At 70.0% G+C, this 13,733-nt stretch carries 10 protein-coding genes; 6 read left to right on the top strand and 4 right to left on the bottom strand.

The genetic code is table 11. The features are described from left to right. Positions 1 to 7: 7 nt before the first annotated feature. Positions 8 to 1,378 (bottom strand): D-alanyl-D-alanine carboxypeptidase/D-alanyl-D-alanine endopeptidase, encoded by a 1,371-nt coding sequence (gene dacB, locus L2Z93_RS01655; protein ID WP_090589585.1) that lies wholly within the window; start codon positions 1,376 to 1,378, stop codon positions 8 to 10. 87 nt (positions 1,379 to 1,465) lie between these two features. On the opposite strand from dacB, the gene L2Z93_RS01650 reads away from it, so the two are divergent. The 3 genes from L2Z93_RS01650 (at position 1,466) to L2Z93_RS01640 (ending at position 3,252) form a co-directional block, all read left to right on the top strand. After that, entirely contained in the window at positions 1,466 to 1,954 is a 489-nt protein-coding gene (locus L2Z93_RS01650; RefSeq protein ID WP_090589582.1) for an inorganic diphosphatase, read from the top strand. A gap of 74 nt (positions 1,955 to 2,028) precedes the next feature. After that, entirely contained in the window at positions 2,029 to 2,307 is a 279-nt protein-coding gene (locus tag L2Z93_RS01645; RefSeq protein ID WP_090589578.1) for a hypothetical protein, read from the top strand. Positions 2,308 to 2,328: 21 nt separating this feature from the next. Continuing rightward, positions 2,329 to 3,252: a hypothetical protein gene (locus tag L2Z93_RS01640; protein WP_128111786.1), complete on the top strand. Its 924-nt coding sequence runs from the start codon at positions 2,329 to 2,331 to the stop codon at positions 3,250 to 3,252. On the opposite strand, the gene L2Z93_RS01635 is transcribed toward L2Z93_RS01640, so the two are convergent. Continuing rightward, a complete protein-coding gene (locus L2Z93_RS01635; protein WP_090589570.1) occupies positions 3,249 to 4,211 on the bottom strand; it encodes a TerC family protein in 963 nt (320 codons plus the stop codon). The genes L2Z93_RS01640 and L2Z93_RS01635 overlap by 4 nt on opposite strands. A gap of 200 nt (positions 4,212 to 4,411) precedes the next feature. Here L2Z93_RS01635 and L2Z93_RS01630 point away from each other — a divergent pair, with 200 nt between their 5' ends. The 3 genes from L2Z93_RS01630 to L2Z93_RS01620 are packed head-to-tail and all read left to right on the top strand — an operon-like array spanning position 4,412 to position 11,024. Continuing rightward, positions 4,412 to 8,296: a Pls/PosA family non-ribosomal peptide synthetase gene (locus tag L2Z93_RS01630; RefSeq protein ID WP_090589567.1), complete on the top strand. Its 3,885-nt coding sequence runs from the start codon at positions 4,412 to 4,414 to the stop codon at positions 8,294 to 8,296. Beyond that, the gene (locus L2Z93_RS01625; RefSeq protein WP_090589564.1) at positions 8,263 to 9,618 is read left to right on the top strand and encodes a M1 family metallopeptidase; all 1,356 of its coding nucleotides are present in this window, start codon (positions 8,263 to 8,265) and stop codon (positions 9,616 to 9,618) included. The genes L2Z93_RS01630 and L2Z93_RS01625 overlap by 34 nt, the downstream gene beginning before the upstream one ends. Continuing rightward, positions 9,615 to 11,024 carry a hypothetical protein gene (locus tag L2Z93_RS01620; RefSeq protein ID WP_234786168.1) on the top strand — a complete coding sequence of 470 codons (1,410 nt, stop codon included), beginning with the start codon at positions 9,615 to 9,617 and terminating at the stop codon, positions 11,022 to 11,024. The genes L2Z93_RS01625 and L2Z93_RS01620 overlap by 4 nt, the downstream gene beginning before the upstream one ends. A 131-nt stretch (positions 11,025 to 11,155) precedes the next feature. Here L2Z93_RS01620 and L2Z93_RS01615 read toward each other — a convergent pair whose 3' ends face one another. Continuing rightward, positions 11,156 to 13,294 carry a DUF5631 domain-containing protein gene (locus L2Z93_RS01615; protein WP_128111787.1) on the bottom strand — a complete coding sequence of 713 codons (2,139 nt, stop codon included), beginning with the start codon at positions 13,292 to 13,294 and terminating at the stop codon, positions 11,156 to 11,158. Then, the gene (locus L2Z93_RS01610) at positions 13,291 to 13,728 is read right to left on the bottom strand and encodes a hypothetical protein (protein ID WP_090589559.1); all 438 of its coding nucleotides are present in this window, start codon (positions 13,726 to 13,728) and stop codon (positions 13,291 to 13,293) included. Before L2Z93_RS01610 ends, L2Z93_RS01615 begins: the two co-directional genes overlap by 4 nt. Positions 13,729 to 13,733 lie beyond the last annotated feature (5 nt).

Here is a 13,733-nt window from a genome sequence, read left to right as displayed (position 1 = left end):
GCAGAGGTCACGAGCCGCAGCCGCAGGTCCGAAGCACAGCGGCCAGGGTGTCCAGGGCGTTGCGGCCGGTGGGCCCGGCGTTGTTGGACATGAAGGAGAACGTCAGCACCCGCCCGGCCCGGTCGGTGACCACCCCGGCGAGGGTGTTGGTGCCGGTCAGCGACCCGGTCTTGGCGCGCAGCCAGCCGGCCGACTCGCGGATGTCGTCACCCAGGAAGCGGTCCGACAGGGTGCCGCTGCCGCCGGCGATGGCCAGCATGTCCAGCAGCGGGCGCAGCTGCGGGTGCTCGTCGCCGGTGGCCTGGGCGACCACCTCGTCGAGGGTGGTGGCGGTGAGCCGGTCGTCGACGGACAGGCCACTGTTGTCGTGTAACTGCGCGCCGGAGGTGTCGACGCCGTTGTCGCCGAGCACCTGCAGCACCGCGGCCGCGCCGCCGACGAAGCTCATCGGCCGGCCGAGTTTGGCGGCGACCTCGCGGCCGACCGCCTCGGCCATCACATTGTCGGAGCTGTGCATCATCTCGGTGAGCCGCTGGATCAGCGGCGCGGACTGCACGGTGGCCAGTTCCTCCCCGGCCGGCGGGGTGTTGGCGTACACCACCCGCTTGGGGTCCAGCCCCAGCGCGCCGGCCAGCGCCCGGCCGGCGTCCAGCGCCGGGGTCGACGAGCGACGGGACTCCACCGTCGTCGGCTGGGTGCGCCCGCCGTCGACCATGACCGGTTCCATCGGCGCGATGTCGCCGCCGAGGATGTCGCGGCCGTCCCAGCCCTGCGCCATCCGCGGACCGCTGTAGAGCGAGGTGTCGACCTGCACGCCGGTCGGCTGAAAACCGCTGCGGCGCAACTGATCCGCGAGGTCGGTGAGCCGGGCCGCGCCGCGGTACCAGGTGGGGCTGCCCGGGTCGGCGGTGGAGATGGTGGTGTCGCCGCCGCCGACCAGCACCACCGTGCCCGCGGTGGCGCCGGAGTCGGCGGCCACCACCCGGGTGGTCAGCCGGTCCTCGCGGTCCAGGGTCAGCAGCGCCGCGGCGGCGGTCAGCGTCTTGGTGACCGAGGCCGGCTGCATCGGCACGTTCGGGTTCTTGGCCCACAGTTCCTTACCCGTCAGCGCGTCGGCGATCCGGCCGGTGAACGCGCCCAGGTCCTCGTCGTCGAGCGGCCCGGCCAGCGCGGCGGCCAGCCCGCTGACCGTCGGCATCGGCGCGTCGCCGGACACCGGGATCACCGCGGCCTGCAGCGCGACGGGCGCCGGGGCCGGCGGGCCGTCGTGCCCGCCGCGGGTCAGCAGGCCCGCGACGACCACCAGCGCCACCACCGTGACGAGCACGCCCAGGGCCAGCGCGATGTGCCTGCCGCGGCGCGGACGGGATGCGGACATGTACTGCAGGGTATCGCTGCCACGCGCCGATCCCTCCGCGATAGTGTTCGCGGGCGAGTTTAAAAATCGAAGCCGAAGGAGCCGGGCGTGGAGTTCGACGTCACCATCGAGATCGCCAAGGGCGACCGCAACAAGTACGAGGTGGACCACAAGACGGGCCGGCTGCGGCTGGACCGCCACCTCTATACCCCGATGGGCTACCCCACCGACTACGGCTTCATCGAGGACACCCTCGGCGAGGACGGCGACCCGCTGGACGCCATGGTGCTGCTGCCGCAGTCGGTGTTCCCCGGCGTGATCGTGGAAGCCCGCCCGGTCGCCATGTTCAACATGACCGACGAGGCCGGCGGCGACGCGAAGGTGCTGTGTGTGCCGGCCGGTGACAAGCGCTGGGACCACATCCAGGACCTCGACGACATCAGCGCCTTCGAACTCGAGGCGATCAAGCACTTCTTCGTGCACTACAAGGATCTGGAGCCAGGCAAGCACGTCGACGCCGCCGATTGGGTGGGCCGCGCCGAGGCCGAGGCCGAGATCCAGCGCTCCATCGAGCGGTTCCAGGCCGAAGGGCACTGACACCCGGCCGAGATTTAGCCCGGACGTAACACGAGGAAACCCGGGCGTGGCATGACTCTTCGATGATCCTCAGTGTGTTGGTACATCAGGGGATCGGACTCGACGGGTTCAACAATCTGCCGACGCGCTGCGCCGTGCACGCCGTCTACGGCGTCGCCGGCTACGTGACGATGGCCGCCGAGCTGGCCGCGGTGCGGCCGTACGCCAGCCGCGAGGAGCTGTTCGAACGGGTGGAGGCGCTGCTGGCGGAGCTGCCCGCCGACGACGCCGACCGCGAGGAGCTGGCCCGGATCACCCGGGCGCGGCTGGAGGAGTTGCTCGGGCCCGAGGGCGGTTACCAGAACTGGGTCTAAGAGCCCGCTAATGTTCTGAGCGTGAGTGTGCGCTCCGCCGCGACGACGGCCCTGGCAGCCTCGGCGATCCTGCTCGCCGGGTGCTCCACCGGCCCGCGCGTCGAGGAGGTCGCCGACGCCCCGACCGATTCCGACGCCCCCGCGCTGCTGACCGAACTGCGCAATATCGACCCGTGCGCGCTCTACGGCGACGCCGACGACGTCGACGGCCGGGCGCTGACCGTCGTCGGCCCCACCAACTTCGGCTCGTGCTCGTCGCAGATCGCGGACGCGTCCGGACAGGCCGCCGGCGACATCTCGGTGGCCTACCGCGACCCGGTCACCCCGGTCGCCGACGAGGACTGGGTCAGACACCGCGTCGTCGACGGGGTCGAGGTGACGTCGTCGTCGTTCTGGGACGCGCCGAACGCCCCGAAGGACCGCAGCACCGTCACGAACTGGTCCTGCAACCAGACCGCGAGCTACCCGGACGGCACGCTGCTGATGGTGTTCGCCAGCGGCGCCGTGCAGACCGACGTCTGCGCGATCGGCGAGCGGCTGGTCGCCACCGCGATCAATCAGTTCGCGCTGCGCCCGACGTTCTCCGACTCGAAGTTCCCGACGACGGTGCTGACCGGCGCGGACCCGTGCGCGCCGGTGAGCGACCTGGACGGGGTCGCCGACCCGCAGCCCAGCGTGCGGACCTGCTACTTCTCGCTGAACGGCCGCGGGCTTTCGGTGGAGTTCCAGTACACCCTGGCCGACCGGATCGAACTGTCCCCGCAGCGCGATTTCCACGGCCACATCCTGGTCGGGGACACCGCCGACTCGCTGATCAGCGTCGTGGTGGGCGAGCAGTTCCGGGTCGACGACATGGCGCTGCTGCCGCTGGTCACCATCTTCGACGAGACCGCGGACGACGAGGCGATGCTCGCCGTCGCGCAGGCCGTCGCCGAGGCGTTTTAGCGCGAAGCCCGGGTCTTGATCAGGCTCGCGATCATGGTGATGAACAGCACCAGGATGATCACCGCCAGGCTCCACAGCGTCGGGATCTCCGGCACGTGCACGCTTTCGCCGCCGTTGATGAACGGCAGGGTGTTCTCGTGCAGGGCGTGCAGGATCAGCTTCACACCGATGAACCCGAGGATGATCGCCAGGCCCTGCGGCAGGTAGACCAGGCGGTCCAGCAGGTCGCCGAGCAGGAAGTACAGCTGACGCAGGCCCATCAACGCGAACACGTTGGCGGTGAACACCAGGTACGGCTGCTGAGTGAGGCCGAAGATCGCCGGGATGGAGTCCAGCGCGAACATCAGGTCGGTGGTGCCCAGCGCCACGATCACCAGGAACATCGGCGTCATGACGCGTTTGCCGTTCTCCCGCACCCACAGCCGCGCGCCGTCCCAGGTGTCGGTGAAGTTCAGCCGATTGCGGGCGAACCGGATCGCGGCGTTCTCGGTGTCGTCGCTGTGGTCGGTGTCGCGGCCCACCTTGATCGCGGTGTAGATCAGGAACACGCCGAAGATGTAGAACACCCAGGCGAACTTGTTGATAGCCACCGCGCCGACGGCGATGAAGATGCCGCGGAAGATCAGCGCCAGAATGATGCCGATCAGCAGCGCTTTCTGCTGGTACATCCGCGGCACTTTGAAGCTGGCCATGATGATGATGAAGATGAACAGGTTGTCCACCGACAGGCTGTATTCGGTCAGCCAGCCGGTGTAGAACTCCAGCCCGTACTGGCGGCCGTGGAAGTTCCACACCCACAGCCCGAACAGGATCGCCAACCCGACGTAGATCGACAGCGCGACGGTGCATTCCCGTCGGCTCGGTTCGTGCGGCCGGCGGCCGATGACGATCACGTCGAACAGCAGCACCGCGATGGTGACGACCATCGTGATGGTCCATTCGAGCCCGGTCACTTGCATGCAGGAATCCTTCGGTCGTTAAACGCCCGAGGTCTCTTCCGCCGGGCGCAAGCAGCGGCCGACCCGCGGCACCGGTCTCCGATGACGGACGACGTGATGACGACACCGCGACGATGGGAATACTCCCCTCGCGTCACAGTCTTGCAGCTTCGCGCGGCGCTGGGAAACCGAACCGAACGCAGGCCCCTAAGATTTGACCCGTGACGGCTGAGGACGCGCATGAGATCCCCGCTCAGTACCGGCTCTCCGGTCGGGCCCCGGCCCCACGCACCCTGATCGACATTCTGTACGCGACGGCGGAGAAGTACCCGGATGCGCCGGCCATCGACGACGGCACGGTGCAGCTGACCTACAGCGAGCTGATCGCGGATATCGAGTCCAGCGTGGAGTGGCTGGCCAGCCGCGGCATCGGGCGCGGCGACCGGATCGGCATCCGGATGCCGTCGGGCTCCTACTCGCTGTACGTGTCGATCCTGTCCACCCTCGCGGCGGGCGCGGCGTACGTGCCCGTCGACGCCGACGACCCGCAGGAACGCGCGGATCTGGTGTTCGGCGAGGCCGGCGTGGTCGCGATCATCACCGAGGCCGGGCTGGTCCGCGGTCCCGGCTCGTCCCGCGGCTGGCGCGCCCAGGCCCCGCTGCAGCGCGACGACGCCTGGATCATCTTCACCTCCGGCTCCACTGGCACCCCCAAGGGTGTGGCGGTCACGCACCGCAACGCCGCCGCGTTTGTCGACGCCGAAGCCGAGACGTTCCTGCAGGACGCCCCGATCGGGCCCGACGACCGGGTGCTGGCCGGGTTGTCGGTGGCCTTCGACGCATCGTGCGAGGAAATGTGGCTGGCCTGGCGCAATGGGGCGTGCCTGGTGCCCGCGCCGCGCTCGCTGGTCCGTTCCGGGATGGACCTGGGCCCGTGGCTGGTGTCCCGGGACATCACCGTCGTCTCCACCGTCCCCACGCTGGCCGCGCTGTGGCCCGCCGAGGCGCTGGAGCAGGTGCGGCTGCTGATCTTTGGCGGTGAGGCCTGCCCGCCGGAGCTCGCCGAGCGACTCGCCGCCGAGGAGGCCCGCGAGGTGTGGAACACCTACGGCCCCACCGAAGCGACTGTGGTGGCCTGCGGGGCGCGGCTGAGCGGTGAGGGCCCGGTCAGCATCGGGCTGCCGCTGCCCGGTTGGGACCTGGCCGTCGTCGACGCCGCCGGCCAGCAGGTCGGCTACGGCGAGGTCGGCGAACTGGTGATCGGCGGGGTGGGCCTGGCCCGCTACCTGGACCCGGAGAAGGACGCCGAGAAGTACGCGCCGATGGAGACCCTCGGCTGGGCGCGCGCCTACCGGTCCGGGGACCTGGTGCGGCTGGAACCCGAGGGCCTGTACTTCCAGGGCCGCGCCGACGACCAGGTCAAGGTCGGCGGCCGGCGCATCGAACTCGGCGAGGTGGACAGCGCGCTGGTGAACCTGCCCGGGGTGTCCGGCGGCGCGGCCGCGGTGCGGCGCACCGGCAGCGGCACCCCGCTGCTGGTCGGCTACATCGCCTCGGCGGACCCTCACTTCGACCTGGGCGCGGCCCGGTCCCGGCTGGCCGAGGAACTGCCCGCGGCGCTGGTGCCGCGGCTGGTGCTGGTCGACGAGCTGCCCACCCGCACCTCCGGCAAGGTCGACCGCGACGCGCTGCCCTGGCCGCCGCCCGGCGGCGGCGGTGACGACGGGCCTGAGCTGGGCGGCACCATGGGCTGGCTGGCCGATCTGTGGCGCGACGTGCTCGGCGCGTCGGTGGACGGCCCGGAGGCCGACTTCTTCGCCCTCGGCGGCGGTTCGCTGGCCGCGGCGCAGCTGGTGGCGGCGCTGCGCCAGCGCCACCCCGAGGTGACCGTCGCGCAGCTCTACGACCACCCCCGGCTGGGTTCGCTGGCCGGGTTCCTCGATGACCTGAAACCGTCGGTGGAGGTGGAGCCGCGGCTGGTCAAGCCGACCCCGCGGTCCACCCAGCTGCTGCAGATCGTGGCGTCGTTCCCGCTGGCGACGCTGAGCGCCATGCAGTGGGTGGTGTGGCTGGCGCTGATCAACAATGTGGGCTCGGTCGTCACGGATTTGCCGTGGCTGGCCCCGGTGAACTGGTGGCTGCTGCTGGCCGGGTTCATTTTGTTCATCACCCCCATCGGCCGGATGGGCATCGCGGCGCTGGCCGCGCGCACCATGCTCTCCGGGCTGGAGCCGGGCACCTACAAACGCGGCGGCAGCGAGCATATGCGGGTGTGGCTGGCCGACCGGCTGGCCGAGGCCAGCGGCGCGGAGAACCAGGCCGGCGCCCCGTGGCTGGTGTATTACGCACGCGCCCTGGGCAATCAGGTCGGCAAGGGCGTGGACCTGCATTCCGCGCCGCCGGTCACCGGGATGGCGTCGCTGGGGCATCGCTGCTCCATCGAGCCCGAGGTGGACCTGTCCGGTCACTGGGTCGACGGCGACTGGTTCCACGTCGGGCCGGTGACCGTCGGCAACGACGCCACCATTGGCACCCGCACCACCCTGCTGCCCGGCGCGGTTGTCGGCCGCAACGCCGACGTCGCCGCCGGCTCCGGAGTCGTCGGCCGGGTCAAGAACAACCAGTACTGGAAGGGCTCGCCGGCGGTGAAGTCCGGCAAGGCCCGCCACCCCTGGCCGGATCACCGGCCGCCGCGCGCGGTGCACTGGGTGCCGATCTACGGGCTGACGTCGGTGCTGCTGGCGGGGCTGCCGCTGCTGGCGCTCGGCGTCGGGCTGGCTTTGCTGGGCTGGGCGATGCGGGGCGCGCCCACGTTCCGGGAGGCCGTCTGGCAGGCGCTGCCGTGGACGCCGCTGGCCGCCGTGCTGGCGTTTGCCAGCTACGCGCTGATCACGCTGCTGCTGGTGCGGCTGGCCGCCGTCGGTCTGCACGAGGGCTACCACCCGGTGCGCAGCCGGAGCGGGTGGCAGCTGTGGGCCACCGAGCGGCTGATGGACGCCGCCCGGCACTACCTGTTCCCGATTTACGCCTCGCTGCTGACCCCCGTCTGGCTGCGGCTGCTGGGCGCGAAGATCGGCAGCGGCACCGAAATCTCCACCACCCTGGCGATCCCGAAGTTCACCGTCGTCGAGGACGGCGCGTTCCTGGCCGACGACACCTCGGTGGCCTCCTACGAGCTCGGCGGCGGCTGGATCCACGTCGCCACCGCGACGATCGGGCGCCGGGCGTTTCTGGGCAACTCCGGCATCACCCAGCCGGGCCGGCGGGTGCCCGAGGACGGCCTCGTCGCGGTGCTCTCGGCCACCCCACACAAAGCCAAGCGCGGCTCGTCGTGGCTGGGCAGCCCGCCAATCCGGTTGCGCCGCAAGCCCACCGACGCCGACGCGGTGCGGACCTTCCACCCGTCCACCCGGCTGAAGGTGCTGCGCTCGCTGGTGGAGACCGCGCGGCTCATCCCGCTGATGCTGAGCTTCGCGATCGGCGCCGCGGTGCTGATCGGGCTGCAGGCGCTGGCGCTGCGGTTCGGCTGGGGCCTCACGGCGCTGCTGTCCGGGGTGGTGCTGCTGACCGCCGGCCTGGTCGCCGGGGTGATCGCGGTGGCGGCGAAGTGGCTGGTGGTCGGCTCCATCGGGCAGGTGGAGCACCCGCTGTGGTCGTCGTTCGTGTGGCGCAACGAGGTGGCCGACACGTTCGTCGAGACCGTCGCCGCGCCGTGGTTCGCCCGGCAGGCCTCCGGCACCCCGGTGATGAACATCTGGCTGCGCGGACTCGGCGCGAAGATCGGCCGCGGCGTGTGGTGCGAAACGTACTGGCTGCCCGAGGCCGACCTGGTCTCCATCGGCGACGGGGCCACGGTGAACCGCGGCTGCGTGGTGCAGACGCACCTCTTCCACGACCGGATCATGCAGATGGACACCGTGGTGCTCGAAGACGGCGCCACCCTCGGCACGCACTGCGTGTCGCTGCCGGCGTCGCGGATCGGGGCGGGCGCGACGATCGGGCCGGCGTCGCTGGTGATGCGCGGCGACGAGGTGCCGGGTTCGACGCGCTGGCAGGGCAATCCGATCGCGCCATGGCTGGTCAAGAAGAAGAAGGACCGGCCGTGAAGGGCTCCAAGAAGTCCAGCGTGCCGGTGATCGACCCGTACCTGCCCGGGGTCGGCAACTTCGGCTACCGCGCGTCGCGCTACGAGCTGGAGCTCGACTACAAGGTTCCGATCAACCGGCTCGACGGTTCGGTGCTGATCACCGCGGTGACGCTGGCGACGCTGCGGACGTTCTCCCTCGACCTGTGCGCGCCGCTGCGGGTGACCCGGGTGCTGGTGAACGGCAAGCCCGCCAAGGACTTTCGAGCGCGCGACAACAAGGTGCACATCACGCTGGCCGCGCCGCTGCCGCCGGGCGCGGCGATGACGGTGGCGGTGCGCTACACCGGCGCCCCTCGCCCGCGCCGCACGCTGTGGGGCGAGGTCGGGTTCGAGGAGCTGACCGAGGGCGCGCTGGTCGCCGGTCAGCCCAACGGGGCCTCCACCTGGTTCCCGTGCGACGACCAGCCCGGCGCGAAGGCCAGCTACCGCATTCAGGTGAGCGCCGAGTCGCCGTACCGGGTGGTGTCCAACGGTGCTTTGGTGTCCACCCGCGCCCGGTCGGGGCGCACCACCTGGACCTACGAGCTGGCCGAGCCGACGTCGACGTACCTGGTGACGCTGCAGATCGGGATGTATGACCTGGTGCGCCTCGCCAAGGCGCCGGTGCCGATCTCGGCGGTGCTGCCCGCCCGGCTGCGCCGCAACCTGGCCGTGGACTTCAGCAAGCAGCCGCAGATGATGACGCTGTTCAGCGAACTGTTCGGGCCGTACCCGGTGTCGTCGGGGTACACGGTGGTGATCCACGACGAGTCGCTGGAGATTCCGCTTGAGGCGCAAGGGGTTTCGATCTTCGGCGCGAATCACTGCGACGGCACCCGCGACTCCGAGCGGCTGGTCGCCCACGAGCTGGCGCACCAGTGGTTCGGCAACTCGGTGACCGCGCGGCACTGGCGCGACATCTGGCTGCACGAAGGGTTCGCCTGCTACGCCGAATGGCTGTGGTCCGAGCACGCCGGCGGGATGACCGCCGCGCAGATGGCGCAGCGCTATCACCGCCGACTCCTCGAGGCCCCCGCCGACATCCTGCTGGCCGACCCCGGCCCGCGGGACATGTTCGACGACCGGGTCTACAAACGCGGCGCGCTGACCCTGCACGCGCTGCGGGTGTTCCTCGGCGACGAGACGTTTTTCGCGCTGCTGCGGGACTGGACGACGAGGTACCGGCATTCGACGGTGGTGACCGACGATTTCCTGGGGCTGGCCGCGAAGTACGCGCCGTCGTCGCTGAACGGGCTGTGGGACGCGTGGCTGTTCTCGCTGCCGGTGCCGGACCTGGGGTGAGTTCTCCGTCGGCCGGTCCGGTGGCGCGCTCAAGCGTCACCCGGGTGGGCGTCGCGACCGCGTTGAGCGCGCTGTGCGGGTTCGTGGTGATGTATCTGGCCGCGCGGGCCCTTGAGCCGGCCGGGTTTTCGCTGTTCGGGGTGTTCTGGGGGGCGTTCGGGCTGGTCACCGGGGCGGCGAACGGGCTGCTGCAGCAGAGCACGCGGGAGGTGCGGTTGGCGTTGGGGGGTGTTGCGTCGCCGTCGCCCCTCGCGCCTCCGTCGCCCCTGGAGCCTCCGTCGCCCCCGGAGGGGAAGGGGGTCTCCGCTCGCCCGGCTTTGAGCGACAAATCCACGACGAGCGACGACCTCGCCGTCGAGTGTGCGTCCAGATCGACAAATCCGCCGATTCTTCGATCTGCCGGCACACTCGACGCGGGGCCGGGCGTCGTCACTCACCCGATGCGGATGGCCGTCGGCATCGGGCTGGTCGCCGCGGCGGCGCTGGTGCTGAGCGCGCTGTGGTGGGGCCCGCACGTGTTCATCTCCCAGACCCGGCTGTCGGTGCTGCTGCTGGCCGTCGGGCTGGCGTGCTTCTGCCTGCACGCCACCCTGCTCGGGATGCTCGCCGGGGACAATCGCTGGGGCCAATACGGCGCGCTGATGGTGACCGACGCCGGCATCCGGGTCGCGGTGGCCGTCACCTCGATGATCGTCGGCTGGGGGCTCGGCGGGTTCCTGTGGGCCACCGTCGCCGGTTCGGTGGCGTGGCTGCTGATGTTGTTGCTGTCCCCCACCACCCGGCACGCGGCCGGTCTCGTCGCGCGAGAACGACCGTCGTCGTTCCTGCGGGGGGCCGGGCACGCGGTGGCCGCGGCTGGCGCGTCCGCGGTGCTGGTGATGGGGTTCCCGGTGCTGCTGCAGGCCACCTCCGGCGAGCTCGGCGCCGCCGGTGGCGTGCTGATCCTGGCCGTCACCGCGACCCGCGCGCCGTTGCTGGTGCCGCTAACGGCCATGCAGGGCAACCTGATTGCGCATTTCGTGGATTCCCGCGGGCACCGGCTGCGGGCGCTGGCGAAGCCGGTGGCGCTGATCGGGTCGATCGGCGCGGTGGGCGTGGTGCTGGCGTACTTCTTCGGGCCGTGGCTGCTGCGGGTGGGTTTCGGCGCCGAGTACATCGCTTCCGGCGCGCTGCTCAGCGTGCTGACCGTGGGCGCGGTGTCGATGGCGGTGCTGACCATCACCGGCGCGGCCACCGTCGCGGCCGCGCTGCACCGCGCGTACTCGCTGGGTTGGGTGGGCGCGACCGTCGCCGCCACCGGGCTGCTGCTGTTGCCGCTGGAACTGGAGCAGCGAACCGCGATCGCGCTGATTTTCGGCCCGCTGGTGGGGATTTCGGTGCACCTGAGCGCGCTGTCACGAGCGTAGGTGTCCGCTGGTGAGATTTCGGCGCACCTGAGCGAGCTGTCACGGGCGTAGCTGTGCCGAAATGGGGTGGCTGCGGGCCATGGATTGGATAATCCACTTCACCCTCGCCACAGACCCCATTTCGGTACAGCTCAGCGGTGCAGCGCGAGGAACCAGGCGAGGTGGTAGTTCGCTGCGCGCTGGTGGCCGGCGGTGAGCGCCTCGATCGCGGCCAGCAGCTGCCAGTTGCCGAGGGTTTGCGGATCCGGGTTCGGATACGTCGCGACCACTTGTCGCATGATCTCCGCCAAATGTTCTCGCAGCAGGGCGATTTCGCTGCCGAGAACGCCGGTGCCGCCAGCTGCCGCGCGGGCGACGGTGTGCGCCAGCCTGGGCAATCCATCCCGCCACTGAGCCGCTCGGCAGAGCTCCCACCCGAGGTCCTCGATCGCCGGCGCGTGAACAGGTCTCGTTGAGAGGTTCACCGGCTCGGGGTCGTCCGGGATGTGCTGACCCGGTGCGTGCACCGCCGCGACAACCACCGGCCCGAGCAGTTCCTCAACACCACCCCTGTGCGCGCCGGGCTCCAAAACTGCTGCGGTGGCGGGGACTTCGATGCCCGGCGGCAGCCACCCACAGGCGAGGTCGGTGACAAGCATGGTGAGGCCGTCTTCGCGCTGACCAATCCCCCACGCCAGCGCCGGCTGCTGCCGAGCGACGGCATTGAGCAGGCGGCTCAGGTGGTCGCGCTCGGAGCGCTCGCGAGCGATGGCGCCCGCGGTTGCTCCGGCGGTGAACGCGAACGCCGCCGGGCCGGCGGGCGGCGCGGTGACGGGCGTTCGGACCACCGCAGGTTGGTTGACTACGCCCGCGCCCGGGGTGTGCGTTGCGACGGGCGCCGCCGGCATGGCGGGCGCCATCGGCATCGCGGGCGAGACGACCGGCCGCAGGTCCGATCCGTAGGAAGGCAGTATCGCCGGAGCTCCCGTCACGGCCGGCGCGGCAACAGCGGGCGGCGCGGCCGGGATCGACGCGGGCGTTGGGGTCGGCTGGGCGACGACCATCGGCTGGTAGTCGTGCTCGGTCGGCGCGGCGGCGTGCTCGACCGGGGCCGCGATATCGGGCGCACTGATCGGAGCCATTTGCGTGGCCGGAGCGACCGGCGACGGGAATGCCGCTGATGCAACTTCGCTGGTGCCCAAGGACATTGGCGTGCCGGTGCGGACCCCTTCGGCGAAGCCCTCGATGAGGCCCTGCGGGGTGAGGGCGGCGGGGACGCTCGGCAGCTCCGCCGCTGACGTTGTCGCGAGGGCGGGGGTAGCAGGAAGGGACGGGGCGGTGGGGAGCTCTGGCGCGGTTGCGGGGAAGGACGAACCCGGGTTAGTCAGAGAGAAGGCCGCAGCGGGGGCCGACGTCAATGAAGCTGCTGGTACCGGGGCGACTGGCGGTGTCACCCCCTGTGAGCCGACAGGGGCGGCCGCGGGTGGAACACACACCAAGTCATCACGGCGCGGTGACAACGGAGCATCCCCAAGCATCGGGCTGAGATCGTTGCTGTGTTGATTAGCGGTCGGCAGATTCTCACTGCGTGCATCCGCCGCTCCCACTGACGCCGGAACCGACGCCTCTCCCGCGTCTCCGTACATGTCCGCGCCAGCGTCGCCCGTTAATAGTCCTTGAGAGTCGGGGCGGTTCAGCCGATTACGAACAAGATCCTCCACCGGCTCCGAACCGTGCGGTTGGGACGACAATCCACTTCCATCGGCGAGGCTTCGAAGGCTCGGCGACCCAACCTCATTCACGATCGTCTGCGCTGCCGCCATTATCGTCTGGGCCTGCAGGCCAGCGGCATGATCGGCCTGTCGCTGGCATCGCTGAACGACACCGACGATTTTGGCCAGTTTCGAAGAGTCATCATCTTTGGAGCTCTGAATATCCTTGATCTCAGAGTTTCCAGTTCGCGCGTACTCAGCCAACTGCGATCGAAGGTTGGTTAACGCGGAATGAGCCGACCGGCAGGCTTCCATTTTGACCCGATTCGACTCTGCAACAGCCAGTGCATCGCTCTGACCAAGAGTGAATGCATCGCGGGCATCGTCAGCCGTGACGCCTTCTTGATCGATAAGCGGGCCGTTCAACGCGGCACCCAATTGTTCAGCAAAGCTTCGATACGCAGCTTCCACCGACGCTCGGTTTGCTACCGCCGCCGCCAAAACTTGGACGGACTGCCCGGCTGGCCACTGATGGCCGACCAGCAGTGCAGACCATTCTCCTGGCGGATAGTCACTCATCCGCAATCCGCACGAAGCTCCCCAGCAAGCGCTTCCGTCGTCGCCTTCGCCTGGAGTAACTCAGAATCCTCCCGAGAGCCACCCGCCAGGTACCTGAGCGCAAGGTCAATCGCTGATGACTCAAAATCTGCGACAGTCTCCGCCAATGAAGGTGGGCTCGCAGAAGTAGACGAACCCTTCAAGCTTTGCGCGGAGGCCACGAGTGCCAAACGGGCATTGGCAGCGAGGGCCTGCCGCAAGGCGACATCTTCCCCGCCATCAGCATTCGTCGTAATCCTCAACGCTTTGTCGACGAGCTCGAACGCGTCGCACACCTTGTCCTTGGCGGCTTGGACCTCGGCGGCGGTGTAGGTGGGGGCGGGGTCGGTGGGAGGAGGCGCGGAAACCGGGCGGAACCAGCCGATCACTCCGATGACGCAGGCCAGGAAGGCCACCAGCA

Origin of the sequence: Mycolicibacterium brumae, from assembly GCF_025215495.1 — a bacterium.
In the GTDB taxonomy this organism is placed as follows: Bacteria; Actinomycetota; Actinomycetes; order Mycobacteriales; family Mycobacteriaceae; genus Mycobacterium; species Mycobacterium brumae.
The sequence above is the reverse complement of the archived record's forward strand: the minus strand, read 5'-3'. Positions and strand labels throughout refer to the sequence as shown.